This window comes from Tangfeifania diversioriginum, assembly GCF_900141875.1.
GTDB classification, from domain to species: domain Bacteria; phylum Bacteroidota; class Bacteroidia; order Bacteroidales; family Prolixibacteraceae; genus Tangfeifania; species Tangfeifania diversioriginum.
In genome coordinates, this window is sequence record NZ_FQZE01000015.1 from 13,825 (window position 1) to 39,962 (window position 26,138).

The window sequence follows — 26,138 nt, forward strand, 5'->3', positions numbered from 1 at the left end:
ATTACTGTCTATTAAATATCTCTTTCCCATTCTTCTCTGATATTGGCTATATGTTTTTTAAGTTTTTGAGCTGTTTCTTTTGAAATAGCTCCTGAAAATCTTTCAGAATTTTTCTTTGTTCTCTGCGTGTATCCACTTCTTACAATTTTAATGATATGCATACTCTCAAGACTTTCAAGTAAAGTAAGCGCTTGATCATTTTTAATTTCAACTGTTACTGTCTTCATCATTCCCTGCAATTATGTTTTCTGATTACGTACAAAAACATTACCATAACTCAAACAAAGATACAATTCTTTTAGTTTTCGAGATATAGGTTGTAGTTACCAATGCATAATTAAATATGCAAAAACAACTGCTTTGGTTTCGCACAAACGTGGGATTATTGCTAAATTGCACACCCAAATAAACAACATAAATTCAAACTAATTTATGTCAGAAATAAAAAACAGTAACACTCCGGCAAATCCCCAAGACATTAAAAAAATTGCCCTGCTTACTTCTGGTGGAGATGCCCCCGGGATGAACGCTGCCATTAGGGCCATTGTGAGAAGTGCCATTTATTATAACCTGAAAGTTGTTGGTGTAAAAAACGGCTTTTCCGGGCTAATCAACAACGACTTTATTGAAATGAAATCGCACTCGGTTTCCAAAATTATTTCACGCGGCGGAACCATACTGAAATCATCCCGCTGTCCCGAATTCAAAATGCAACAAGGAAGGGAGCGCGCATTCAATAATATGAAAGCAGCCGGAATCGATGCGTTGATTGTTAACGGAGGAGATGGCTCCTTCCGCGGTGCCGACCTGCTTTACAAAGAGTTCGGGATTCCGGTTATCGGTATTCCCTGCACCATCGATAACGACATTTACGGAACCGACTTTACCATCGGTTTCGATTCGGCAATAAATACAGTAATCAGGGCTGTGGACAATATCAGAGACACGGCAGAATCGCACAATATACTTTTTTTCGTGGAAGTGATGGGGCGCCATTCCGGCTTCATCGCACTTAACTCTTCCATTGCCAGCGGCGCAGAAGCCACTTTGCTGCCCGAAATCCAGACTGACATCGACCAGCTTTGTCATTTTATGGAAATGGAGCGGCGGAAAAACAAAACCTCGGGGATTGTAATTGTAGCCGAAGGTGACGAAGAAGGTGGTGCCGCTGAAATAGCACAAAAAGTGAAACAACGGCTTCCCAATTACGAAACACGGGTTACAACGCTGGGGCATATTCAGCGTGGCGGCTCTCCCAGTTGCAACGACAGAGTACTGGCAAGTCTTTTGGGACATGCTGCTGTTAAGGGATTGCTCGAAGGCAAAACAGGCCTGATGGCCGGACAAGTAAACCGGGAAATCGTTTTTACCCCGCTGGAAGAAGCTTATACAAAACGCGACAAAATTGATAAAAACTGGATTGAAATCAGTAAGATAATTTCGATGTAGATCATTACCCGTCAAGCGGATTGAAGCCGCTGGACGGATAACTACTTCAGCAAACTCAGAATTTCATCTTTGGTTACCTCCTGTAACGGATTATTTGAATTGATAAATTGTTCGGCCAGTGAATTTTTGCGTCCCTGCAACAGTTGAATTTTTTCTTCGATGGAATTTTCGGTAATAAACCGGTAAACAAACACGTGCTTTTTCTGGCCAATACGGTGCGCACGACTGATGGCCTGATTTTCGGCCGCAGGGTTCCACCACGGATCGATTATAAACACGTAATCGGCACCGGTGAGGTTCAGCCCTACTCCACCAGCTTTCAGCGAAATCAAAAAAATCCGCTTGTCGGGCTCTTCCTGAAACTGCCGGATAACTTCACCACGATTGGATGTTTGCCCGGTGAGCATGCTGTATTTCCAGTGGTTCTGTTCAATTTTGGTTTTCAGCAGTTCCAGGTGTTTTACAAACGACGAAAAAATCAATACTTTATGTTTTTCAGCCATCAGGTTTTCAAGCATCAGAAAAATCTCCTCAAATTTGCCCGATTCTGCCTCTGTACCATCTTCCAGCAATTGCGGATGATTGGCCAGCTGACGCAGTTTGGTCAGCCCCTGCAAAATAATCATGGCTGATTTATTCACACCGTTCTCTTCAATGCTGCTGAGAATGGAGTTGCGGATAACGGATTTTTCACGCTCGTAGGTTTTTTGCTGGCTGCCGGCCATTTCGCATAAAATAACCTGTTCCATCAACGGCGGCAGGTCTTTGGCCACTTCTTCCTTGGTGCGCCGAAGAATAAACGGCCGGATAAGAATTTGCAGCTTTTCCTGCGGCTCCTTTTTATTATGCTTTTCAATGGGAGTAATAAAATAGCGCCTGAAAAACGCCAGGTTGCCCAACATTCCTTTGTTTAGAAAATTTATTTGCGACCACAAATCGGACAGCGAATTTTCGATGGGGGTGCCCGTAAGCACAAGCTTGTATTTTGAATTCAGTTTTAAAACAGATTTGTACGTTTTAGAAGAAGGATTTTTCACGTACTGGCTTTCGTCCAGTATCAGGTAAAAAAATTCATGTTTCGATAAGAAAGCGGAATCGTTTCGCAAGGTGCCGTAAGTGGTGAGGATTACATCGTAAAAACGGATCATCTGCTCCATTTCTTCTGCTTTTTTACGCTGTGCCCCCACATGCTTGTAAACTTTCAGCGAAGGAGTGAATTTTTTTATTTCTCCCTCCCAGTTGTGAACCAGCGAAGTGGGCAGCACAATCATACTGGCCGGCTGGAAAGTATCGTTTCTTTTTCCGGTTGAGAATAAATCGAGCTGACCGCCAACAGCCACAGGATGAACTGAATTAACATCACCTTTCGGGCGTTTCAGTTTTAAGAGCAGTGCCAGCGTTTGCAGGGTTTTTCCCAGCCCCATATCATCAGCCAGACAGCCACCAAAACTGTTTTTATGCAGTCCGTACAACCAGCGAAACCCGGTTTCCTGGTAACTTCGCAAACTGGCTTTCATGTCTTCGGGTAATTCAACTTCTGCGGTGCTTTTATTCAGCTTCTGAAACTTATCAAGAAACGATTTATCGTTGGGTTTTAAAACCCGGCCCAGCAATGCGTAATGATGTTTGCTGAATTGCATTTTTTCGCCTTTCCCTTGTGCAAAAGGCATTAAGGTTTTATAACGGGCAAACCACTCTTCGGGCAATACAGCAATTTCGCCATTGGGAAGTTCAAACTCACGAATGTCGTTTAAAATGTGGTTTTTCAGTTTGATAAACGGAATTTTAAATTCGCCAAACTGAACTGTGGCATAAACATCGAACCAGTCATCGGTTTCTTTGGTCTCAAGATCGAGGTGCTGTTCTCCCGTAAAATATTTCTTTTCCAGTTTCGCCTGCTCAATTTTTACCCCTGCAGCATTTAACTGCGGTTTATTGGTATTGAGCCAGTTGATGAGAAAGTAAAATGCATTGGTTTTTTCCAGCAGTTCCATTCCCTTCACAGAAAAATAGCCACCTGAAATTTTCAAACCGGCTTTTTTCAATTTGTTTTCAATTCGTTTCTCCCACTCAAAATCGCGTTGAATTTTGCGAAATACAAAACGCCCGTTTATTTTTTCCTGCTGAACTGAAATTACTTTTTCATCGTTGGACAAAAAAGTTTTGTCATCATACCGGAATTTCAAAACAAAACAGGGTTCATATTTTAAATTGTACTCCACCGAAAGCAGAGCCACTTTTTCAGCTACATCTTCCACAATGTCAAACCCTTCGGCTTCCACATCGAAATCGCGAATTGTTTTGCGGACAAAACCTCCGTAATACTTCTCCTCTATGGAGTTGGGCACCGAAACAGCCTCTTTTTCAAAAAACGGAACCAGTTTTTTGGCATCCAGCTTTTCAAAAGCTACAAGACGGGCACGCTGCAAAATCATGCAGGGGTTGTTGGTTACAATTTTGATGTTCCGGTTTTGCAGCGGGAGTTCCTTTTCATCGAGAAATACTTTTAACCGGTAGCGGGTTTCTGTTTCGGTTCGCTTAAAATAGAAAACAGGACGTGCAAACAGGGGCTGCACCTTAATTTCGTCTTCATCGTATAAATTGGAGTATTTCACCTGTTTGTTGAAAAGACGCACCGGGCTCAACATTAAAATGGACACCACCTGAAACATGCATTTTTCAATAAACGGAGATACCTGCTTTTCGAACCAGGCGGGTTCAAGCTTCGAATAAAATTCGGAAACGCTGCCAGCCCGTGAAAATTTTTTCACCAGGTTTTCATCGCTGTATTTTTCAATGATCTCAACCAGCTCTTTCTCGTAGGGTTTCAGAGATAATTCAGAATCGTCCAAATCACGCTTTTTCACATGCCGTTCAATGGTGTAAAACTTATCCTTTTCGTGAATAATGTAAGGCAAAAAAACGTTACCTAAATAGCGATGCTGCGTTAAAGCAATAATGAATTCGTTTTGGTTCATTAAAAACTGTTTTGTAAAAGCAAACCTCAAATATAATCAGACTTGCCCGTTTTCAGGCCATTCCTTCCTGATGTTTAAGTTAAATCCTTTGCCCGGCGGGGCTAATTTTTTATCTTTACGAAAAAAGTAAAATGGCACAACTATTTATTAATAAAATTAAAACGGCAGACAAGAAAAATGCAAAAATTTCAGAAGCTGCACATCTGCTCGAGAACCAGGCAATACTTCATTCAATAGGCCACATCAACTGGAAAGATTTTCCGTACCGGCCTGATGTTCAATTCAGAATTGCCCACACCGGGGATCAAATCTGGCTGAAATTTTATGTGAAAGAAAAGCATATCCTGGCACGCGAAACCCGCACCAACGGTGATGTTTACAAAGACAGTTGCGTGGAGTTTTTCGTATCGTTCGACAATGAAAATTACTACAATTTTGAACTTAACGGAATTGGCACCACTCATTTGGCTTTTGGACCGGGCAGAAACAACCGCAAGTTTGTACCTGCCCAAACGGTCGAAAAAATTGAAACTCATTCAAGCCTGGGAAGCGAGCCGTTCGAAGAAAAAACCGGTAATTTTGAATGGGAAATGATGATTCGAATACCGCTTGAATGTTTTGCTTACAGCAATATCAATTCACTCGACGAACTGAGCGCCAAAGGTAATTTCTATAAATGTGGAGATGAAACATCTGAACCCCATTATGTGACCTGGAATCCTGTTGGAACAGATGAACCCGATTATCACCAACCGGGTTATTTCGGCAATTTAAAATTTGAATAACCCCAAAACTACCGGCAGGGTATATCTACTGAAATAATTGTTTTACAAAATATTACATCCCGCAAAAACCAATGTGTTTTTGCGGGATTTTTTTGCTTAAACGAAATTAAGTTCATAAAAAAATTGTACAATTATTTTTATTTTACACATAGGTGCATTATATTTGTGTTGTAAATATAAAAAAGGATTGCAGGTGCCACGACCAAAAAATAGCAGATCAATTCATGAACCACCACTTTTCACAGAGTTTAAACCAGTGGGAGTGGCTGCCAAATCGCTTCTTCAAAACAATCTGTCGCTCGATGAATACGAAGCGGTTCGGTTAGCTGATTTACTGGAGCTTTCGCACGAAGAAGCGGCTGGGGAAATGGAAATTTCACGCTCAACTTTTTCAAGGTTAGTAGCCGTTGCACGTGCTAAAATTACCGACACATTGGTAAACGGAAAAATGCTCACTATCGGTGGCGGCAATATACATTTCAGAAAAAATATTATCCGCTGCCTGGATTGTGGGTATTTGTTCAAAACTAAAATAAACAGTACACTTCAAAAGTGTCCGCAATGCCAATCGAACAGATTGCAAAACCTGGCCGGCGGATTTGGACACGGTAGGTGCTGCACTAAAATTTAAAAAGAAAGGAGTACATTATGCCAGGATTTAACAGAACAGGTCCGCAAGGTGCCGGCCCCATGACCGGCAGGCAACTTGGACCATGCAACGACAACAATCGGGAAGTACAACCGCGGGGAACAGGCTTTCGCAGAAGACCTGGCCGAGGAGCCGGACGCAGAGGCGGAAGAGGATTTGGATTCCGTTGGGGAAATCCTTTTGCAGGAGCTCCCGGTTATTTTGAAGATGCAACTGCAGGCGAAGCCAGTCTCGAAAACGAGGTTCGTGTTCTGAAAGACCAATTATCTGAGGCCGAAAAAGAACTGGAACAGTTGCGCAAAGAAAAACAATGAATAATTGGCAGGTGAAATTCCTGCCTTTTTAAAAAAGAAAAAATGAAATTTGGAAAAGGAAGAGGAAATCCATCGGGTGACTACAAGGGACGAAACAAAGGTGGAGCTTACGGCCCCGAAGGATTTTGCGTTTGTGTAAAATGCGGACACAAAGTAATGCACCAAAGAGGCGAAAAATGCACGAAACTTAAATGCCCCGAGTGTGGCCACACCATGGTGCGCGAGGAATTGGTGAAGAATAAAAAATAAGTAATTTTGCCATTCTGTTTTTGCATATTTTTTAACCGACTTAAAAATGTATAAATACCTGTTTGGCCCTGTTCCATCGCGCCGTTTGGGAATGTCGCTGGGAGTTGATTTAGTGCCCCGCAAAGTTTGTTCGCTCAACTGTGTTTACTGCGAGGTGGGAGATACAACAAAACTCACCACCAACCGGATGGCCTACATCCCGGCAAATAAAATCATCAGTGAACTCGGGCAGTATTTCACATCCAGCCCGGCACCCGATTACATTACTTTTTCCGGCTACGGGGAACCTACACTTAATTCATCAATAGGAGAAATAATTGGCTTTATCAAAGAAAAACAACCCCACATTCCGGTTGCGGTGCTTACCAATGGAACACTGTTATTTTCAGAAGAAGTCAGAAAAGAACTTTTTCAGGCTGACCTGGTTCTGCCTTCGCTCGACGCTGCAACGGAAGAGGCATTTCAAAAAATAAACGTACCGGCGCCGGGCGTTACAGTTAAAAATACAATTGACGGATTAATCAGCTTCAGCAAAGAATTTTCAGGGAAAATTTGGCTTGAAATTTTCATTTTACCCGGCTACAACGATTCACCTCCCGAACTTACAGCGCTAAGAAATGCCATTCTGCAAATTGCACCCAACCGCGTTCAGCTCAACACTCTCGACCGGCCGGGCCGCATGGAAAACCTTCAGGGTGCATCGCACGAAGACCTGGAACGAATTAAAGATTACTTGCAACTTGACAACGTTGAAATTATTGCCAGCGCTGCGGTACGAAAAAAACAACAGGCCTACCGGAAAGACATGGAAAATGCGATTCTGGGGACCATCGACCGTCGCCCCTGCACGGCCAACGACCTCGCCCGAATACTGGGAACTCATGTAAACGAAATTAACAAGTATCTCACAATTCTGGAGAATAATCAGAGCATTGAACACATCCGGCAAAAACGTGGCGTTTTTTACCAGCTGAAAAAATAAGTTTCATATTTTTAAATTATATTTGTGTTTTATAAATACAAAGAGAACACAAATGAAAACTTTCACCAGTACGTTACCCGACGATTTATTAATCAGTTTAAAAGATACGGCAGAAAAACTGGCCATTCCCAAAAATAAAATTATTGAAAAAGCTCTCCGAATCTACCTGGATCAGTTAAACCGGGCTGAATACGTAAAATCATTTAAACAGGCTGCCACCGACAACGATATAATTATGATGGCCGAAGAAGGCATGGAAGAATACCTTAAACAGGTGGAAAAATTTGAGAAATGAGACAACGCGAAATCTGGCTGGCTAACCTGAATACGGTGCGTGGAAGTGAACAGAAAGGTTCCCGCCCGGTAGTTATTTTAAGTGGAAATTTATTGAACAACCTCATGCCTGTGGTAATTGTTTGTCCGCTCTCCACAAAAATAAAAAACTACAAAGGCAACGTGGTGCTGCATCCTGATGACCAAAACAGATTAACGAAACCATCTGAAGCAATTATTTTTCAAATTCGTTCCATTTCAAAAGAGCGATTAATAAAGAAGATTGGGAACATCACAACAAAACAACTTTCAGAATTAAAAAAGGGGCTGGATGATATCCTGAGGTATTAATGAAATTTTTTGTAAAAATCTAATAAGATATAATCTCAACACGAAAATATTCATCTGAAAAATATAATGCAACGCAGTATTTTTTTTATATTATTCTGGATTACCGGAGTATCCCTCACACTAAACGCCCAGGTGAATGACGGTCTTGACTTTAAAGGAGTCGTTTATCCGGAGGAAGAAAAAGATACTAACAGGGAGGAAAAACACAGCATCAGTATTTACACCGGAGCGCCTTTCAGTGCCAATGATGATTATTCCCATTATTTTCTGGGCCTCGAATATGAAATAAAAACACACGATTTCGCAGGCATTGGCCTCAATATCAAAGTGGGCAACAACACACTGAACAACAATGAAATGGTTGAAATTACGGAAAATTATGAATTCGAATTCCGGGGTTGGCAATACTTCGATGCCGATATGCTGGCAGTGAGTGTCCATCCCAAATTCTACCTGCTGCTCGATGATGAAACAGGTTTTTCGCTTTTTGCCGGGGCAGGAATGGGCATCCGTTTTATAAAATCAGAAGGAAAAATTGTATCGTCCGACAATATTGTTGTTTTTTCTGAAAAGCGGAAACTGGCATCGCAATTCTATTACAGCATCAAAGCAGGCGCTGAAATCCGCGTATTGAGAAAGTTTTCATTGGGAGCAGCCCTGGGTGGCGACAATGTGGATTTCGGTTCAGCTTATAAAAATTTGGATTGGGATGAAAACTGGAATATTTCCAAGCCACCGGGTTCAGAACTCAACTACAGCCTGAGTTTCAAATTTCACTTTTAACAGCCACAAATCCTTGTTGAATTTCAGCAGCCGAAAATCATTCAAAATAAGCGCGAGGTTTAAAGATTATTGACCTCCCGGCGAATGTTATCCTTTAACATTCTCGAGTTAAAATTTAAGAGCAGTCCCGGTTTTATTCCTGATAAATCCAGTAAATTATTTATTATTTCCACCCCCTGAATTGGGGGTATATATTTTTCTTTTTATTTCGGTTGTTTCACTGCCAGCATCCAGACAAATGAAAAACGAGACAACTTCTGCGGCTTCAGAACAAACCGGCGGCTCAGAAATCAATGAACCCGCTTCTTTGCGCATGCCACACAAATTAGTTCCGGGGCCCCATTCGGTTTGCGATTTGCTCAGTTGCTATGCACCAGTTGGAATAATTGTTAATTTTTAAGTTCAATTACTAAAAGAGAATTACAAGTCAGAAACACATCCCTTTTTTCTGGTAGAATATTAAAATAACCATATAAAATAAAATGTTACAGGAATAATCCTTTTATCTTTGGATGCATTTTACAATGCAGATAGCGTAATTATTTCACATATTTTGTATGAAACAGAACAATAGAAATGATATCGTTTAGTTTTATAAGCACATTTTCCCAATGAATTTACCCTTTCTAATTAAAAATTTCAGGGGAAAAAGCAGGTATTTCAAGTTTGCATGATGACCTTACTAAAAACACTATGGCAATTGTTTATGTAATAACAGCTTTTATTATTGGATTAATCCTGGTACTTCTATCCATTCCACATGTATTAAGTGTGGCGAGGGAGAAGAAGCTATACGATTCCTTTACTGATGACAGAAAAATACACAAACAGGTGGTTCCTCCACTGGGAGGAGTTGCTATTTTTTTTGGGTTCACACTGAGTACTATCGCCTCAACAAATGGCTATAGCTTCGATTCTCTAAAATACATTGTTGCCGCTTCGATACTACTTTTTTTAATTGGGCTAAAAGATGACCTGGTGGTAATCTCTGCCAAAATGAAACTCATTGCTCAGCTGTTCTCCGCCTTCATGGTAAGTATTATTGGAAATCTTTATTTCACCAGTTTACATGGCGTTTTTGGAATTTATGAAATTTCTCCGCTTGCAGGTATTTTACTGACTCTTTTTGTTATGGTGGTAATTATTAATGCCTTTAACCTGATTGATGGCATTGACGGACTGGCATCAGGACTGGCCATTTTATCGGCTACCGTGTTTGGGGTTTGGTTTTATATGGCGGAACAAATTCCTCTGGCCATAATGTCCTTTGCCTTGGTGGGAAGCCTTACCGGATTTTTTGCGTACAATGTTTTTGGCCATAAAAACAAGCTTTTCATGGGTGACTCCGGCTCGCTGGTGGTAGGTTTAATCATTTCAACCCTGGTCATCAAATTTAACGAACTGAATATTGTTAACTCCGGCCCTTTCAGTATTCATGGCGCACCAGCTGTTTCATTTGTTATCATTTTAATACCTATGATTGATACACTGCGGGTAATGTCCATACGCATGCACCAAAAAAGATCACCTTTTTCTCCTGACAACAATCACATTCACCACCGGTTGCTTACTCTTGTACCACATCACTTAAAAGTTACGCTGATAATTGTGTTTGCCAATGCCATTTTAATTGTTGCAGCATTCATATGCAATGACTATAAATTTAATGTAAACTACCTATTTATCAGCTTTATAATAATTGGATTTGCAGTTTCTGCTATACCTATGCTTTTAATTAAATTCCATAAGAAAAGAGAGAAATCGTAAAAATTAATCAGGGGCAGGCGCTATCCTCACCTGTACTGCTCCACCCTTTCGTCGTTAATAACTCCTTCCCAATTTAAACCGAACGCAAAATCGTACCTGTTGCCGTCTTCATCCTCGTAACTTTCCATGTCGCGCGGAACATCTTCATATTGCATGTCAACGGTTTTCATATTGGCCGGCATTTGGAACGGCAGCAAGGCCGATGGTTCTGAACTGCCGACAATAATTTCCATAACAGCTTGGTTTTGAACTCCGAAATGCACCAAAACCGCATCTGCATTTTCTTCGAAGCCACGCATCACCATCGGGTTGGAAACATCAATAATTACAATCACTGGTTTTGCCCCCATTTTAGCTTTGGTATCATTCACCATTTCCTGGTCGTAACTGTTGGACGAAGTGCCTGTTTTCCCTTTGTACGAACGGTTGGTGAAATCCTCGAACGGACTTCCACCGGCAATACTCTCATCGCGGGCATCTGTGGCAACATAATCTTCATACTGCAAATTAATTGGCACATACCCGTTTCCGTCTTTTTCCACATCTTCCAGCGAATAACCGGTTCCCCCCTGCGGACTATCGATAAAAACCAGCGCCACATCAGCCTCATCAGGTGAATCCACCCATTCAAAATATTTATTCACAATATCCGGGCTTGCGGCATCTTCCCATCTTTCAGGGGTTTCTTGTCCAAACCAGTTGGTGGAAGCAGGAATAAACTTCTGAGGAACATACACTTTTAGCTGTTTTTCAAGCGGAAGGGCATCCGCGTGATTTTTCAGCATCACAACAGACCGCAATTGTGCTTCGTATCCGGCTTTCATGAATTCTGGATTACCAACAGTTGCTTCTGTTTCGGCCACATCAAGGTAAGGATTTTCGAACAATCCGACATTGAAAATATTCCGCAGCAACCGGATGGCAGATTGCTCGAACCGCTGCCGCATAAATTCTTCGCCGTGTTCTTCCACTCCCATCTTGTAAGCTTCCAGCACCGGTCCCATTTCATTGTTTCCGCCAAACTGGTCCATTCCGGCCATCAGCGCTTTGTAATGCCGCTCAGCCACCGTCAGCTCTTCCACTCCCCAGCTCTTCCCACGAAACTCGTACACATTGGAAACATCGCCTGTAATTCCCCAGTCGGTACATAACACACCGTCGTAACCGTAAGTGCCGCGCAGCAAATCGTCAATAATAAATTTACTGAAGGCGTTCCCCACATTTTCGCCATAAACCGTGTCAATATTCCACGAAATGGTGTAATACGGCATTACCGCAGAGGCTTTTTGTGTGGGACCATTCAGCTTGAAAGCGCCTTCGGTAAATGGTTTTAGATGATCTTCAAAATTATCTCCCGGATAAACCGCATAGGCGCCGTAGCCAAAATGCCCGTCGCGGCCACCTTCTTCGGGGCCACCACCCGGCCAGTGTTTTACCATGGCATTCACACTATGAAATCCCCATCCGCCCGAAATGTGCGCCTCGCCTCCCGAAGTTTGGAATCCATCTACGTAGGCACGCGCCATGTCGGCAGCCAAATCCGGGTCTTCGCCCATGGTCCCGTCGAAACGGCTCCAGCGGGGCTCGGTGGCCAAATCGATTTGTGGCGAAAGTGCCGTGGCGATTCCCAACGCGCGGTATTCCCGGGAGCCAATGTTGCCAAACTGCTGCATTAACTCCGGATCAAAAGAAGCTGCCAGGCCAAGTGTGCCGGGCCAGCGGGAAATATCGCCTCCTGCACCGGCATTGTATTCGGCATACGAATCACTGCCGTGGCGTGGGTCGGAACTGGTATTTCCGGGAATTCCCAGGCCGAGTCCTTCCACCAGCGCCTGCATGTTGTTATTCCACTGAGCTGCAATTCCGGGCGACTGCACCGAAGTTATCAGCACATGCCGCAGGTTGTCTTCAGTTAAAAACTGAATTTGCTGATCGGTTAAATCACTTGGGCTTGCATCAATTTCGGCAAGCGGTTTACCATTGTAAGTACCGCCACCAAAACCTCTCCGGCTCCCGGCAGGTATAGACTGATGACCGCTGTAGAGCATCAACCCGGCAATCTGTTCCACACTCATTTGGGCGGCCAAATCTTCTGCCCGTTCATCTACCGGTCTCCGCCAGTCTTCATATACATCCAGTTCTCCGTTTTTATTCAGATCTTTAAACGCAAATCCGTTCTCTTCAATCAGGGTCACTCCCGATTGAGGAGAATATCCAAGCGTTTGCCCGCCATCATTGAGCACCAGGTTGTAGCCATTCTTTGTTTCTTCACTCCATTTGGAGCCACATCCGGTAATAAGAATCAGTACAAAAAGAGAAAATAAAATTGAGTTGATTTTAGAGTTCATCGCGTTAGATTTATTGGTTCAATATTTTAAGTTCAACTACACAAAGGATAAAATGTCACACTGACACAATATTAGTATTTTCCCCCGATTGATGCAACCGAAACAAAGATTTTGTTTATTTTGCAGCAGAAACCCACGTTTTAAAGAAATGACAAATTTTAAGGCATATCTTAATCATATTTCGCTCGATTGCGTCATTTTCGGATTTCATGAAAACCAGCTGAAAGTTTTACTGCTTCAGATGAAATATACGAAAAAATGGGCGCTGCCGGGTGGTTTTGTAAAAAAAGAAGAGTCGTTTGAGGAGGCAGCGGAACGTGTACTGAAAGAACGCACCGGAATGGATAACATTTTTTTGCAGCAATTTCATGTGTTCAGCGATCCGAAACGCTCGGAAATGAACCCGGCCGTAAAAGACCTTGAAAAATCGGGTTCTGGAGAGGGATTGGATTGGTTCAGCCAACGATTTATTTCCACAGGATTTTATGCACTGGTGGATTTTCACAAGGTGGATCCGGCTCCTGATTTTTTTTCTGACAAATGCGAATGGAAAGCGCTGGAAGAAATTGATAATTTGATGATGGACCACCGGCAAATTTTAGACAAAGCGCTGGAGACATTAAGGCTTCACTTGACTTACCAGCCAATTGGGTACAATCTTCTTCCCAAAAAATTCACCATGCCCGAACTGCAAAAACTGTATGAAACCATTCTGGGCAAAAGTCTCGACCGCCGCAATTTTCAGCGAAAAATCCTGTCGTATAAAATTCTGAACAAGCTGGATGAACGCAAAAAAGGTGGTGCATACAAAGCCCCCTACCTGTATGAATTCAACCTGGAAAATTACAATAAAGCGCTAAAGGAGGGATTTAGCGGGAGTTGGTGAAAACCAATTATTTAAATAACAACGGTACAAATTCAGAAAGGTAAACCCGCCAGTTTCGCCAGATGTGACCGCCTTCGCTTTCGCGGTAGGTGTATTCCATGCCCATGCTGTCAAGTTTTTCGCGGTACTGTTTCACGGCTTCGTACAAAAAATCGGTTTTCCCTATTCCAATCCAGTAGAGAGCATAGTCGTTTTCCATTTGCCGTTTCAGTGTTTCATCAATGTTTTGATACACTTCATGTGTCACATCCTGATTGGGCAAAATAGCAGCCGAAAAAAGTCCCACATAATCGAATGTATCGGGATAGTAGCGCGAAATGTGCAGTGAATGAAATCCTCCCATGGAAAGGCCTGCAATGGCCCGATTAGATTTATCTGCTTCCACGCGGTAGTTGCTTTCCACAAACTTCATGATGTCAGGAAATGAAGCTTCGTAGGTGCCATCCATTGTTTTGGGAACCATAAACTGCGGTTTGTAAAAACCATCGGTTCCTTCGCCGGGTGCAGCATTCTGGATCACATTTCCGTTGGGCATCACCACAATCATGGGGTTGGCTTTGCCCTGCGCAATCAGGTTGTCCATAATCTGAGCGGTCCGGCCAAGAGTAATCCACGCTTCTTCATCGCCGCCGGCACCGTGCAACAAATACAAAACCGGATATTTTTCTGAGCTGTTTTCGTAGCCGGGAGGTGTGTAAATGGTCAGGCGTCGTGCCATGTCCAGCGATGGTGAATCGTACCATCTTCGGGCAACGGTTCCGTGCGGCACATCGTTCACTTTATACAGATCGGCCTGTTTGCCGCCAATGATAAAAATGTTCATTACCGATGCCACATCGCGCACGATAAACGGATTGTTCGGGTCAGTGGTTTTAAAACCGTCAATAATAAATGAATAGCTGTACAATTCGGGTTTCAGCGGTTTGGTGGTAAAACTCCAAATTCCGTTTTCCCCCTTATCCATAGCAGCCGAACCGGGAGACCAGCCTTCGGCAGGCATCCATTCGCCAGACAGTTTCACCTCTTTGGCGCTGGGTGCATTCACCCGGAAGGTAACCGAATTATCTTCGTGAATTTCGGGCGAAACAATTTCTTCGCCACCAAACAGCGATTGCTGTGCATAGGTTGAAACAGATAAAAAAACAACAATCATAAGTGTTAAAATCAGATAGTTCTTCATTTGGATTACTTTTAGCAGATTTCGTTTAAAATATTTTTGAGTTGAATTGTTTGGGTAAATATAATACTTTTGTGTAAAAATGACACATTAACAAAAAAAAACAATTCAAAAAGGCCGCAAGAATAATCACTCAGGACAACTGGCCTACATGTCACGCAAATACAGGAAATATAGCGTAATCTACCAGGTAAATGCTATTGATTCTATCCAAAAGAAATTAAAAGACAAAAGGCTGACCTTCGTTCATTTCAACATGAAAGTCAATTCCGACGTGTGCGGGTAACCTGGCGGTTTATCTTATAGGAAAAACCAATGGTAAAAAACTCTTTTAACTGAACTTTAGCCTTTTCGCCTACCACTTCCCCCAGGTCGTTTACAATGGGAAACTTCACATCATCGTCGTAAATCATGTGCACAAACAAACGCATATTGATATGATCACTTAACCGCATAACCACCTGATTTTCCCAGTTTATATCAAACTTTGAAAACGGTTCCCTGAAATTTATAAACATCTTATATTTCGTTTCATAAGAAATATCCGGGGTAAGATTTTTTCTGAAGTTAAGGTCGGCATTCAAACCAGGAAGCCAAAACCCTTTTTTACCTTCTTCAATACCAAATTTTGTCTGGTCAATTTTAAGGGTATCCCTTACATAGACATTCTTGGCTGTAAGCGGGGCAAGAAACAGCGAGAAGTTATTATTCGGTTTATAGTCGAGTCCAATTTTAAAAAAAGTACGGGCCGGTGCCATAAAAGCTGATATCGGCTTCGACTCATCGGTTTTCGGATAATTGTATCCGTTGAAAATCTGTGTTTCAAAGTTAAATTCTGAGCTGTAGTACCACTTTTTAAACGCACTTAAGCCAAAACGTGAAGTAATTTCAAATTTATCGTCATTCTTCCGCAACTGCGATTCATTTCCCCCGGGTCGGATATATCCGTTTCTGAATTCAGCCGAATTCTCCCACTTCACCTTTCCATTGTCGCTTGAATAGTTGGCAAACCCTTTTAAAACCGTTAAAAGCGAAAGGGCACTTTGCCCCCCTTTTTTCCAGTTTTCAATATAAGTTTGGGTAAAGCCTACCGAACCGTCACCCCCGATGCGCCATGGAGTGAGCACCTGGTATTTTTGGCCCACACCCGAAAAACCGGTTATATCCCTGTTCAGGCTTTTAAAATCGAAATCTTTGGTTTCTTTTGCAGTGAAACGGTTAAATGTGACTCCATCGTCAATTAGCAGCTGAATAGTTCGTTTGTCCAGGTTTTTCACCAATAACCGGAGTGAATCATTCTGCTCATTTTTCAGCCACACACGCGAAAAATACTGGTTGTTATTTTGCAACAAAACAGATGCTTCATCACCCTCCAGGTTGGTCATCCGCAATCTTGTGGTATCAATAAAATCGGCATATTCGATAAATTCATCCAGTATCAAAGAAATTGAATCGTTTACCGCTCTTACAACTGCATCGTTGTAATTTTTCAGGACTTCAAAATTGTTTACTCTTACCGAATCGGATAATCGGTTTTTCCGGGTGTTAAACTCTTCCTGCAACCGCTGTTTTCGGTAATTCTCAACAACTGAATCGCGGTAAGCCCAAATTACCGAGTCGTTATATTCTTTTCTTATTTGTTCCATGTAACGGTTGCGCATGCTATCGAGGCGCAAAATCCGGGCAAAATCGTCGGGCGACTGCATCAGTGAATCCGGAATTACATCCGGAATCCGAAGACTGTCAGGAAAAGTGTAAATTCCCTCCCGGAAAAGTATTTCGCTTTCTCCTGCCGGTATTGTTCCTGCCTTTTCCTCGATATCGGTAACCAGTTGCAGGGGCACAGTAATATCTTCTTCTATGTATTTTTGCCTCAGTTTTTCCCATAAACTGTCAAGGTCACTTTGGAGATTGGCAGCCGGATAATAACCCGGAAGGCTGAGACTGTCAGGAACATGTTCGGGCAGGCGGTAAACAAAATATTTGGCTGAATCATTCATTGCGTCTTCCAGACTAAACAGAATGGTATCTATGGGGTCTTTTTCAATAAAATGAACCAACCCACGAACTGATTCTCCCGTTTCGCTTTGGGTAACATGCCAATATTTTTCTTCACCGAAATACCTTTTCAATAAATCGATACCAAATTCAAGGGTTTGTTTTTCTTCATCATCAGAAGTATTATTTTGAGAAAAACCGGCATTTACAAAAATGAATGACAATAGCAGTAAAGCAAAATTTTTACTTATTCCTGAAACCATAGTTTAAAAGTTTTTACAGCTTTTTGAGTTCAAAACGCAAAAATAGTATTTATGTTATTTAGTATGCGATTTTTCGTCCAATCTATTAAGTATAATCGTTATTTTAGCAGCAAAAGTGACAACCTGCTGAAATTAAAATAAACGTGATTATTACGAAAAATTAAGATTTGCACCACAAAAATAAAACCAGAAAAAACAAAAGTAATATGATTTCAAGAAAAGAAGCTGGAAAGTAACACGTGAAAACATACTGGAATGTGAGAAAATTGGAATTCCACTGCCTGAATTTGCCGCGCTTCCGCTCGAAATCATGAAAAAAGCAGACGACAAACTGGGATTGTAAACAGCTCATTTTATTTGGTTTATACTAAAATTACAATATAAATGTGAAAAATACTTTTTTATTCAAATGTCATTGAGTATTTTTGAATAGCTATAACTAATAAATAGTTCGGAATAACGGACAAACCTAACTTTAATATTATGCCATTCGACAGAAATAGCATAAACCTCATTGCCAGGGGAGACCAAAAAAAATTCAGGCAACTTATGGAATGCACCTCCGATGAACTCTTCCTTTTTGCTATGGGCTTCCTTCGAAGAAGAGAAATTGCCGAAGAAATTGTCAGCGACGTTTTTGTAAAAACCTGGGAAAACCGTACCAAATTGTGGAAAATCAGCAACCTTAAAGCTTACCTCTTTGTAAGTGTAAAAAATGCATGCATTTCGCATATCCGTAAAGAAAAAAATGACAAGGTAATTTCCATCGACGGGATGGAAAATTTCTGGTTTATTCCTGTTGAATGTCCCGAAACTGAATATATCAGCAAAGAGACGCTTGCCCAAATCCACAAAGCCATCGACAAACTTCCGCCCAAATGTAAAATGGCTTTTACCCTGGCCAAAATTAACGGAATGAAATATAAAGAAATTGCTGAAGTGATGGAAGTGTCAGAAAAAACAGTAAACAACCACCTGGTTTATGCCATAAAAAAAATAACCGTCCTACTTGGTATTAAAAACAGAAAAAAACACAAAGCCCAACCCTTTAAGCAAGCTAGTTTATTCTAATCCTTAAAAATATCAATTCTGTTTAGGTGAATTTCCGTAGTTCAACGTCGTATTAAAAGAAACGATTACATGGAAAGTGAAGATAAAATATACGAACTCATTTCCAAAGAATTAACATCCGGAAATTCGGAGCAGGAAAAGACCTTGCTCCATAATGAATTTTCGGTAAACCATTCGTTGAAAAAACAATTTCAGCAACTGCAAAATTTTTGGTTTTACTATTTCCCTTCCCATAAACCACACAATATAATTGAAAAGACCGAAAAAAAGCTGGGATTCACATATGAAAGTAACTCCCGCTTTAATGCAGGATTGATCTATAAAATTTCAGCAACAATTTTCCTGATATTATCACTCGGTTTTTCGGCCTACCTGTTATCCCGGCCCGGGCAAAATACAACCGTGAACGAATACTACTCTGAAACGGGCGAAGTGAAAGAAATAATTTTATCGGACGGCACAAAAGTGTGGTTAAACAACAAATCATATCTGCTGGCCGTTGAACCGTTCCGGGGCGAAGAACGCAAAGTTAAGCTGATGGGCGAAGCCTACTTTGAAGTGGAACCCGATGCCGAAAAACCATTTATTGTAGAAACCCGCAATTTGCAAACCACTGTGCTGGGAACCAAATTCAACATTATTGCCTATCCTGATACTGAAGATCAGGAGATTGAACTCTACCACGGAAAAGTAAAACTAACCCCCAAAGAAAATACAGAAAAAGGATTATACCTTAATCCCGGGGAAAAAGCCCGGTTTTCTGAAAATCAAAACAAAATAAATGTTTCAGCAATTGAAGCAACAAAACCTGCCTCATGGCGAAACGGACTGCTGAGTTTTTCAAACGAAGAGCTTTACAGCATAGCCAACACACTGGAAAGAAAATTTGAAACACCTGTTTATATTGGCGATCAGCAAACCGGAAAATTAAGGTTCACAGCTGATTTTGAGGAAGAACCACTGGAGAAAATATTGCACCTTTTAAAAGAAGCAAAAGAATTTAAATACGAAATAACTGACGACGGTGTATTTATCCGTTCTGTGAAATAAAAAAATACCTAAACCAATTATAATCGAAAAGGCAGCAAATGAATTAGCTACTGCCTTTGAGAAAGATAATTGTGAGTTTTTAATTTATTATTGTTTAACAAGCTAAACCATTATTGTATGGAACAAAACACGAAAGGTTTGCTGTCCCTTTTTCTCCGACAGCTAAAAAAAATCCACCGGGTTTCAATAGCACTAATGCTTTTGATGGCACTGGTGGTCAATGTTCAGGCCAGTTCCTATTCCGAGTCGGTTAAATTCGACCTGAAAGTGAAACAAGCCAGCCTGAAAGAAGTCTTCCAAACAATCACCGACCAGAGTGAGTTTAAGTTCATTTACAACAACGATGTGGTGAACGACAACCAAAAGGTGACTGTGAGCACAACCGATGCCAGGGTTGAGGAGATTCTCGATGAAATCCTCCCCCAGCATAAACTGGCTTACAAAGTTATCGACCGTCAGGTGATTGTATTTCCCGAAGAAGAAAAATCAGCAAGTCCGGCCAAATCCTCTTCTGTTGGCCAGCAGGAACGGACAATCTCCGGAACGGTAACCGACGAAGAAGGTGCGCCACTGCCTGGAGTTTCTGTTGTGGTAAAAGGAACAACTACCGGAATTGTTACCAATGCTGATGGGGAATATTCACTTGAAGTTCCTGAAGATGCAAGAACTCTTGTATTTTCATTTGTAGGTATGCGCACCCAGGAAGTGGTTATTGGCAACCAAACCAACATTGATGTGGTGCTGCAAGCCGAAACCATCGGTCTGGAAGAAGTAATTGCCGTGGGGTATGCTTCCCAGAAAAAAGCCAACATTGTAGGTTCGGTAACCTCGGTTAGCGGCGAAAAAATTGAGTCCATCCCATCGTCCGATGTTACAAACGCCCTCTCGGGCCGCATGCCCGGGTCGGTTGTAATCCAGGGGAGTGGCGAACCAGGACAAAACCAGGCAACAATTTTGGTACGCGGACGTACTACATTGGGCGACCGTGGAGATAACCCTGAGCTAACTGCTCCGTTGGTGGTTATTGATGGAATTCCCGGGCGTTCGCTTGGTGATATCGACCCGGTTGACATCGAAAGTATTTCAGTTTTGAAAGATGCCTCGGCAGCTATTTATGGTTCTACTGCTGCAAACGGTGTAATCCTTGTAACCACCAAACAGGGAACAACCGGAAAACCACAATTGAGCTACCAGTTCTACCAGGGATTCATGCAACCAACCGTACTTCCTGAAGTTACCAATGCCGGTGACTATGCCACCATGCTCAGCGAATTCCAGGATTATGAAAACAAGCCCAGGACTTTCTCCGATGAAGATATCGACCTTTTTTACAGTGGCCGCGACCCGTGGGAACATCCTAACAGTGATTGGGTGGGTGATCTGATTGCCAACTGGACCACCACCACAAAACATAACGTGAGCCTCAATGGTGGAACTGCCAACGGGATGAGCTACTATGTTTCTTTCGGGTATAAAAACGAAGAAGCCATTTACAAACAGGAATCAACTAATTACCGTCAGTATAACCTGAGGGCAAACCTGGATATTCCGATTACTGAATGGTTTAGTACTTCAATTGATTATGCCGGGTTTCTGAATAGTAAACTGTACCCGACAAAAAGTGCGGCAGACATTTACGGACAATCTACACGTTTGGTACCTACCCAGTGGTCGTTCTGGCCAACCGGCGAACCGGGACCCGACATCGAGTATGGCGACAACCCTGTGGTAACATCAACACTGGAAGGCGGTTACGACGACCAAAAGTCGTACGTTAACCAGGTTACTTTTAGCGGAACCATTACTCCTACAATGATTGAAGGACTATCTTTGAATGCATCATTCTCATACGATGCGACCAATTTTTACCGCAAAAGATTCCGGAAACCATGGATTCTCTACTTCCCAAAATGGGATACAGCCGTGCGCGACTCGGAAGGTTACATTACCGACATGGAACTTACTCCCACCCCGCGTGGTTATTCTGCTCCGGAATTGGCAGAGGATTACGACAGGGATATCAGAATGCTGACCAACTTTAACTTTAACTATGCCCGTGATTTTGGCGACCATTCCATTAATCTCTTTGGAGCTTTCGAACAGATCGATCAAAAAGGCAACTGGTTCGGCGCATTCCGCAAATACTATATTTCTGATGTCGTACAAACATTAGATGCAGGCGCCGATGCCGATCAGGACAACTGGGGAAGCATGGATATTTACGCCCGTAAATCGTGGATAGGTCGTTTTAACTACAGCTACCAGGGCAAATACTTACTGGAAGCCATCTTCCGCCGCGACGGTTCGTTGAAATTTCCTCCCGACAGCCGCTGGGGTAACTTCCCCGGATTACTGTTAGGATGGAGAGCTTCAGAAGAAAGTTTCTGGCAGGAAAACCTCGATTTCATCAATTACTTTAAACTGAAAGCTACCTACGGTAAAATGGGTATGGACCCGGGTGATCCGTTCCAGTACATGAACAAATACGTATTGGGAAGCGGTTTGACCATGAGTTCTGGCAAAGTAGTTGAAACAGTGGTACAGCAGGAAGGTGTGGCCAACCCGTATATTACCTGGGAAAAACAAACCACCTACAACCTTGGTTTTGAATCGCAACTACTCGACAACATGTTCTCGCTTGATGCTGACTTTTTCTACAGCAAACGGTCAGATATTCTTACCTCGAGAGATGCTTCAGTTCCCGGATTTACCGGACTTGCTCTTCCTGATGAAAACATCGCCGAAGTAGATAACCGCGGGTTTGAAATCATTGCCGGTTACCACAAGGAAATCAACAACGACTTCCGTTTCGATTTATCCGGGAACATTGCCTACAACCACAACGAAGTGGTTTTCATGGACGAACCCGAAAGGGCAGTTCCGTGGCAACAGCGTACCGGCCATCCCTATGGTGCACAACTGCTCTACAATGCCATCGGTATTTTCGCCGACCAGGCCGAAGTGGATGCATTGCCAAGCTGGACAGACGCCGGACCAGGTGACGTGATTTTTGAAGACGTAAGTGGTGACGGTGAAATTACTGCCGACGACCGTATTCTGTTGGATAAAACCGATGCACCTGAAATTTTCTACGGTATCTCGCTCGATGCAACCTATAAAAACTGGACCCTCTCGGTACTGGCACAAGGCCAGGGAACTTATTACCGGATGAATATCCAGGACGGACGACGCGGAGAAGCCGGAAACTACTTCCAGTGGAGTTTCGACAACCGCTGGACACCGGAAAACAGAAACACCGATGTGGCCAGGGCTTATAACCGCGACGATGCTTACTGGGCATTCGACGTGAACAACAGTACCTACCATTACGATAACATGGCTTACTGCCGTTTGAAAAATGCGGTACTTACCTATCATATTCCAAATGAAGTATTTGGTAATTCCGGTATTTCAAGGGCCAGTGTCTATTTCTCAGGTAACAACCTGTTCCTGATTTACGCTGCGCAAAAGAACTTTGACCCGGAAATTGGTGCACCCATGACCTATCCGGCAATCCGGACTTTGGCAATTGGAGCAAGGGTAACGTTTTAAAACATTTAAGTAATTTGAAAAATGAAGAATATGAAAAAAACGATAATCTATTCGATAATGGCAATGATGCTGCTGTTTGCAACATCTTGCGAGGATGTGCTCGACCAGAAAGCCGTGGATGCCTTCAATGAGGAATCGGTTTTCGAGGACATCAACTTAACCAAGGCCTACCTGGGCAGATGTTACGACTATATTGGTGTTGACAACAATATGCTGCTCGGGTTGCGGGAAGATATACTTGCCGGTGCCACTGATGAGGTACTGTGTATTCACCGACCCGGAGAATATACTAACATAAAAGGAACCATGAGTCCCGACCAACTGGGCCATTTTGGGAATTGGCGATTTAACTGGATAACATGGTCGTTATATGGCAATATTAAAAATGTGAACATTTTTCTGGCCAACATCGACAATGTTCCAATAGAAACATCCAGCGACGAAGTGCTCCTGCCGCGCATGAAAGGGGAAGCCTATTTTATCCGGGCGTTCGACTATGTGAACCTGATGCGTTCGTATGGTGGTGTGGTACTCATTGATGAGCCTTTCGAACTCGATCAGGATTTCCTTTCTGTTCAACGTTCATCGATTGATGAAACCCTGGATTTCATTCTGGCTGATTTGGATCAAGCTATCTCCTTACTTCCAGAAAAAGACGGAATTGAGCAGGGACGTGCCACCAAAGGAGCCGCTGCAGCTTTGAAATCGAGAATTCTGAGCTGGAGTACCGGAATACTGATGAATGGGGGTTATCAACCATCCAATCCGCTGGTTTCATTCCAGAGCGGTTCTCGGACGCAAAGGCTGGAAGCAGCCAAGACAGCTGCCAAAGCTGTAATCGATGGCCAACACGGACATTACGCACTGGCAGGTACCACCGACGATCCTCCGGCAGAAATGACTGAAGAAGTGGTTATGCAGTACGCCGATAATTTCTTCAGCATTTTCACCCAAAAAGGAGAATGGAATGATGAAGCTATCTGGGGTGTCCAGCACTTGCAGTCGCAGGGTAATACCACCACCCAAAACCGCTGGTGGGGACCAAACGGTTACCACAACTGGGGTAACAACGGCCCGAATGAGCCTGTTGTACGTAAGTTTGAAATGGCTAACGGTGAACCTTTCCAGTTTGACAAATACGATCCGGGAAACACTACCGTGCGTGAATTTACAGCTGAAGAGCTGGCCGAAGATCCGGAAAGAAATCCTTACGTAGGCCGCGAACCGCGTTTCTACGCCACTGTATTTTTTGATGGTGCCCAGTGGATGCAACGGCCAAGTGACGGCCAGGGAATTGACCCGGAAGGCCGTATTCAAACCGGATATTTCATGAAACCCGCGCCCAATGAGGATGAAATTGACCAGGCAGGGCTTGATACCAGGCAAAGTTTTATCGAATCGTGGAACGGAACCAAAAACGGGTACTACCTCAAAAAATACCAGGACCCGGCAACAGTTGGCCAGCACTTTAATAACGAAAACGCATGGATAGAAATGCGGTACGCTGAAGTTCTGCTCGACTATGCTGAAGCCTGCATTGAACTGGGCGGAGATAACCTTCAGGAAGGGCTGGATGCCCTGAATAGGGTTCGTAACCGTGCCGGATTGCCCGACAGGGTAACTTCCGATCAGGATCAGGCCAGGGAGTGGTATCGCAAAGAACGCCAGCTCGAGATGTTTGCTGAAGGCGACCGCTGGTACATGATGCGCAAGTGGATGATTGCCGACGAGGTAATTGAAGATGTATATCACATGAAAATTTACCATTATGCCGATGGCAGCAAAAAATGGTTCTACGACACAGCGCAAAGTGTGGACGACAGACAATGGAATGATTCATTCTACTGGCTGCCCATTTCAAGAACTGAAATGAACAAAGCACCGCAATTGCAACAAAATCCCGGTTATAATTAACCAATAGTTTAGTTAAAATAAATTTAAGAAGACCGGTTCATTGAGCCGGTCTTTTTAAATTGTACCAATTCATTTAGTAAAAAACACAATAAGAATAAAACCAGAAACATGATTAAATTCAAACTTTCCACGATGATGCTCCTCCAATACATGATGTACGCCGTTTGGTGGGTCCCACTGGCCGCTTACCTCACAAACCTCGAAGTTGGGAGCACCCAAAAAGCGCTTATTCTAAGCTCAATGGCCATTGGCTGCATGGCCTCGCCCCTGGTGGGTATGCTGGCCGACCGCTTTTTTGCCGCGCAAAAAGTGCTGGCGGGTTTGAATTTTATTCATGCTGCCATGCTGCTCTGGGCAGGAACTACCAACAACCCCAATATTTTATTCCTCTGCCTGCTGCTGGGCATGCTGGCCTATATGCCTTCGTGGAGCCTCACAAGCGCCATTCCATGGCACACCTGCCATCGGAAGAATTCCCGAAAATCAGGGTATTTGGCTCCATCGGATGGGTGGCATCAGGTATTTTCAGTATCATTTTCATCCGGTTTTTAAACACCGACTTCGACGGAACCAACATCCCGTTTTATTGCGGTGCCGGTGTAAGTTTCATTGCGGCATTTACCAACCTTGGCCTGCCCAACACACCACCTTTGGCAAAAGGGCAAAAAGCCACGCTCATAGATGCATTCGGACTGGGCACCGTGCAATTAATGAAAAACAAGAATTTCGCCATTTTCATCGTTCTCTCCTTCCTGTCGATGATCCCGTTTGCCATGTACTATTCCTATTTTTCGGAATTCCTTCTTTTCATCGATACAAAATATATTTCAGTTACCATTAACTGGGGCGTACTCTTCGAAATGGGTTTCATGCTGCTTGTACCGGTGGCCATTAAAAAATTCGGGTTACGCAAAACCATGATTTACGGACTGGTGGCATTGGTTATCCGCTACCTGTCATTTTACGCAGGTGGTGTGATTACCCAGCCCTGGATGTATTACATCGGTATTCTGATTCACGGGCTGATTTTCGGTTTCTTTTATGTGGGCGGACAAATTTACATCGACAAAAAAGCACCCAAACATCTGAAGTCGCAGGCGCAGGGTTTTATTTTCCTGGTCACTTTTGGACTGGGGCTGCTCGCTGGCAACTTCCTTTGTGCCAAACTAATCGACTATTATCATACTGATGCAGGATATAACTGGGATGCCATCTGGGCCGTTACAACAATATTCTCGGCAGTACTGCTTGTTCTTTTTGTTATATTTTTCAGAAATAAAGATGTGGATTAAACATTTT

The 26,138-nt window shown here is 42.9% G+C and carries 23 protein-coding genes; 18 read left to right on the top strand and 5 right to left on the bottom strand.

From position 1 onward, the window contains the following. Positions 1-11: 11 nt before the first annotated feature. On the bottom strand, positions 12-230 hold the full coding sequence (locus BUC07_RS10675) for a hypothetical protein (protein ID WP_073169206.1): 219 nt from the start codon (positions 228-230) through the stop codon (positions 12-14). A gap of 202 nt (positions 231-432) precedes the next feature. Here BUC07_RS10675 and pfkA point away from each other — a divergent pair, with 202 nt between their 5' ends. Then, positions 433-1,449 (top strand): 6-phosphofructokinase, encoded by a 1,017-nt coding sequence (pfkA, locus tag BUC07_RS10680; protein ID WP_073169208.1) that lies wholly within the window; start codon positions 433-435, stop codon positions 1,447-1,449. 41 nt (positions 1,450-1,490) lie between these two features. Here the strand turns inward: pfkA and BUC07_RS10685 are convergent, their stop codons facing one another. Continuing rightward, positions 1,491-4,427: a DEAD/DEAH box helicase gene (locus BUC07_RS10685; protein ID WP_073169209.1), complete on the bottom strand. Its 2,937-nt coding sequence runs from the start codon at positions 4,425-4,427 to the stop codon at positions 1,491-1,493. 131 nt (positions 4,428-4,558) lie between these two features. Here BUC07_RS10685 and BUC07_RS10690 point away from each other — a divergent pair, with 131 nt between their 5' ends. The 10 genes from BUC07_RS10690 to BUC07_RS10730 all read left to right on the top strand — a co-directional run bounded on the left by BUC07_RS10690 (position 4,559) and on the right by BUC07_RS10730 (position 10,580). Next, positions 4,559-5,212, top strand: a complete 654-nt coding sequence (locus BUC07_RS10690; protein ID WP_073169211.1) for a carbohydrate-binding family 9-like protein — start codon at positions 4,559-4,561, stop codon at positions 5,210-5,212. A gap of 193 nt (positions 5,213-5,405) precedes the next feature. Continuing rightward, positions 5,406-5,843 carry a DUF134 domain-containing protein gene (locus BUC07_RS10695; RefSeq protein ID WP_073169362.1) on the top strand — a complete coding sequence of 146 codons (438 nt, stop codon included), beginning with the start codon at positions 5,406-5,408 and terminating at the stop codon, positions 5,841-5,843. A gap of 17 nt (positions 5,844-5,860) precedes the next feature. After that, the gene (locus BUC07_RS10700) at positions 5,861-6,175 is read left to right on the top strand and encodes a DUF5320 domain-containing protein (protein WP_073169213.1); all 315 of its coding nucleotides are present in this window, start codon (positions 5,861-5,863) and stop codon (positions 6,173-6,175) included. Positions 6,176-6,217: 42 nt separating this feature from the next. Continuing rightward, positions 6,218-6,424 carry a hypothetical protein gene (locus BUC07_RS10705; protein ID WP_073169215.1) on the top strand — a complete coding sequence of 69 codons (207 nt, stop codon included), beginning with the start codon at positions 6,218-6,220 and terminating at the stop codon, positions 6,422-6,424. A gap of 46 nt (positions 6,425-6,470) precedes the next feature. Continuing rightward, positions 6,471-7,406 carry a radical SAM protein gene (locus BUC07_RS10710; protein WP_073169217.1) on the top strand — a complete coding sequence of 312 codons (936 nt, stop codon included), beginning with the start codon at positions 6,471-6,473 and terminating at the stop codon, positions 7,404-7,406. 52 nt (positions 7,407-7,458) lie between these two features. After that, the gene (locus tag BUC07_RS10715) at positions 7,459-7,701 is read left to right on the top strand and encodes a ribbon-helix-helix domain-containing protein (RefSeq protein ID WP_073169219.1); all 243 of its coding nucleotides are present in this window, start codon (positions 7,459-7,461) and stop codon (positions 7,699-7,701) included. Further along, the gene (locus tag BUC07_RS10720; RefSeq protein WP_073169222.1) at positions 7,698-8,030 is read left to right on the top strand and encodes a type II toxin-antitoxin system PemK/MazF family toxin; all 333 of its coding nucleotides are present in this window, start codon (positions 7,698-7,700) and stop codon (positions 8,028-8,030) included. The genes BUC07_RS10715 and BUC07_RS10720 overlap by 4 nt, the downstream gene beginning before the upstream one ends. Positions 8,031-8,096: 66 nt before the next feature. Further along, positions 8,097-8,813 (top strand): hypothetical protein, encoded by a 717-nt coding sequence (locus BUC07_RS10725; RefSeq protein ID WP_073169224.1) that lies wholly within the window; start codon positions 8,097-8,099, stop codon positions 8,811-8,813. Positions 8,814-9,051: 238 nt separating this feature from the next. After that, positions 9,052-9,213, top strand: coding sequence for a hypothetical protein (locus tag BUC07_RS20925; protein ID WP_175552517.1), 162 nt, complete (start codon positions 9,052-9,054; stop codon positions 9,211-9,213). Positions 9,214-9,506: 293 nt separating this feature from the next. Then, positions 9,507-10,580: an MraY family glycosyltransferase gene (locus BUC07_RS10730; protein ID WP_073169226.1), complete on the top strand. Its 1,074-nt coding sequence runs from the start codon at positions 9,507-9,509 to the stop codon at positions 10,578-10,580. A 26-nt stretch (positions 10,581-10,606) separates the two neighbouring features. On the opposite strand, the gene BUC07_RS10735 is transcribed toward BUC07_RS10730, so the two are convergent. Continuing rightward, complete coding sequence (locus BUC07_RS10735; protein ID WP_073169228.1) at positions 10,607-12,928, bottom strand: glycoside hydrolase family 3 protein; 2,322 nt, start codon at positions 12,926-12,928, stop codon at positions 10,607-10,609. A 148-nt stretch (positions 12,929-13,076) separates the two neighbouring features. On the opposite strand from BUC07_RS10735, the gene BUC07_RS10740 reads away from it, so the two are divergent. Continuing rightward, positions 13,077-13,814 carry an NUDIX hydrolase gene (locus BUC07_RS10740; RefSeq protein WP_073169230.1) on the top strand — a complete coding sequence of 246 codons (738 nt, stop codon included), beginning with the start codon at positions 13,077-13,079 and terminating at the stop codon, positions 13,812-13,814. A gap of 7 nt (positions 13,815-13,821) precedes the next feature. On the opposite strand, the gene BUC07_RS10745 is transcribed toward BUC07_RS10740, so the two are convergent. Both BUC07_RS10745 and BUC07_RS10750 read right to left on the bottom strand, forming a co-directional pair. Beyond that, positions 13,822-14,994: an esterase gene (locus BUC07_RS10745; protein WP_073169232.1), complete on the bottom strand. Its 1,173-nt coding sequence runs from the start codon at positions 14,992-14,994 to the stop codon at positions 13,822-13,824. A gap of 260 nt (positions 14,995-15,254) precedes the next feature. Beyond that, positions 15,255-17,252, bottom strand: a complete 1,998-nt coding sequence (locus BUC07_RS10750; RefSeq protein WP_073169234.1) for a DUF3078 domain-containing protein — start codon at positions 17,250-17,252, stop codon at positions 15,255-15,257. Between the two features lie 483 nt (positions 17,253-17,735). On the opposite strand from BUC07_RS10750, the gene BUC07_RS10755 reads away from it, so the two are divergent. The 6 genes from BUC07_RS10755 to BUC07_RS10775 all read left to right on the top strand — a co-directional run bounded on the left by BUC07_RS10755 (position 17,736) and on the right by BUC07_RS10775 (position 26,131). Beyond that, positions 17,736-18,323: an RNA polymerase sigma-70 factor gene (locus BUC07_RS10755; protein WP_073169236.1), complete on the top strand. Its 588-nt coding sequence runs from the start codon at positions 17,736-17,738 to the stop codon at positions 18,321-18,323. Between the two features lie 69 nt (positions 18,324-18,392). Beyond that, positions 18,393-19,373: a FecR family protein gene (locus tag BUC07_RS10760; protein WP_073169238.1), complete on the top strand. Its 981-nt coding sequence runs from the start codon at positions 18,393-18,395 to the stop codon at positions 19,371-19,373. 117 nt (positions 19,374-19,490) lie between these two features. Further along, positions 19,491-22,925 (top strand): TonB-dependent receptor, encoded by a 3,435-nt coding sequence (locus BUC07_RS10765; protein WP_083578202.1) that lies wholly within the window; start codon positions 19,491-19,493, stop codon positions 22,923-22,925. A gap of 30 nt (positions 22,926-22,955) precedes the next feature. Then, positions 22,956-24,839, top strand: coding sequence for a RagB/SusD family nutrient uptake outer membrane protein (locus BUC07_RS10770; RefSeq protein ID WP_073169241.1), 1,884 nt, complete (start codon positions 22,956-22,958; stop codon positions 24,837-24,839). Positions 24,840-24,947: 108 nt separating this feature from the next. Beyond that, entirely contained in the window at positions 24,948-25,391 is a 444-nt protein-coding gene (locus BUC07_RS20540) for an MFS transporter (RefSeq protein WP_083578204.1), read from the top strand. Continuing rightward, on the top strand, positions 25,289-26,131 hold the full coding sequence (locus BUC07_RS10775; RefSeq protein ID WP_083578205.1) for an MFS transporter: 843 nt from the start codon (positions 25,289-25,291) through the stop codon (positions 26,129-26,131). Before BUC07_RS20540 ends, BUC07_RS10775 begins: the two co-directional genes overlap by 103 nt. Positions 26,132-26,138: the final 7 nt, after the last annotated feature.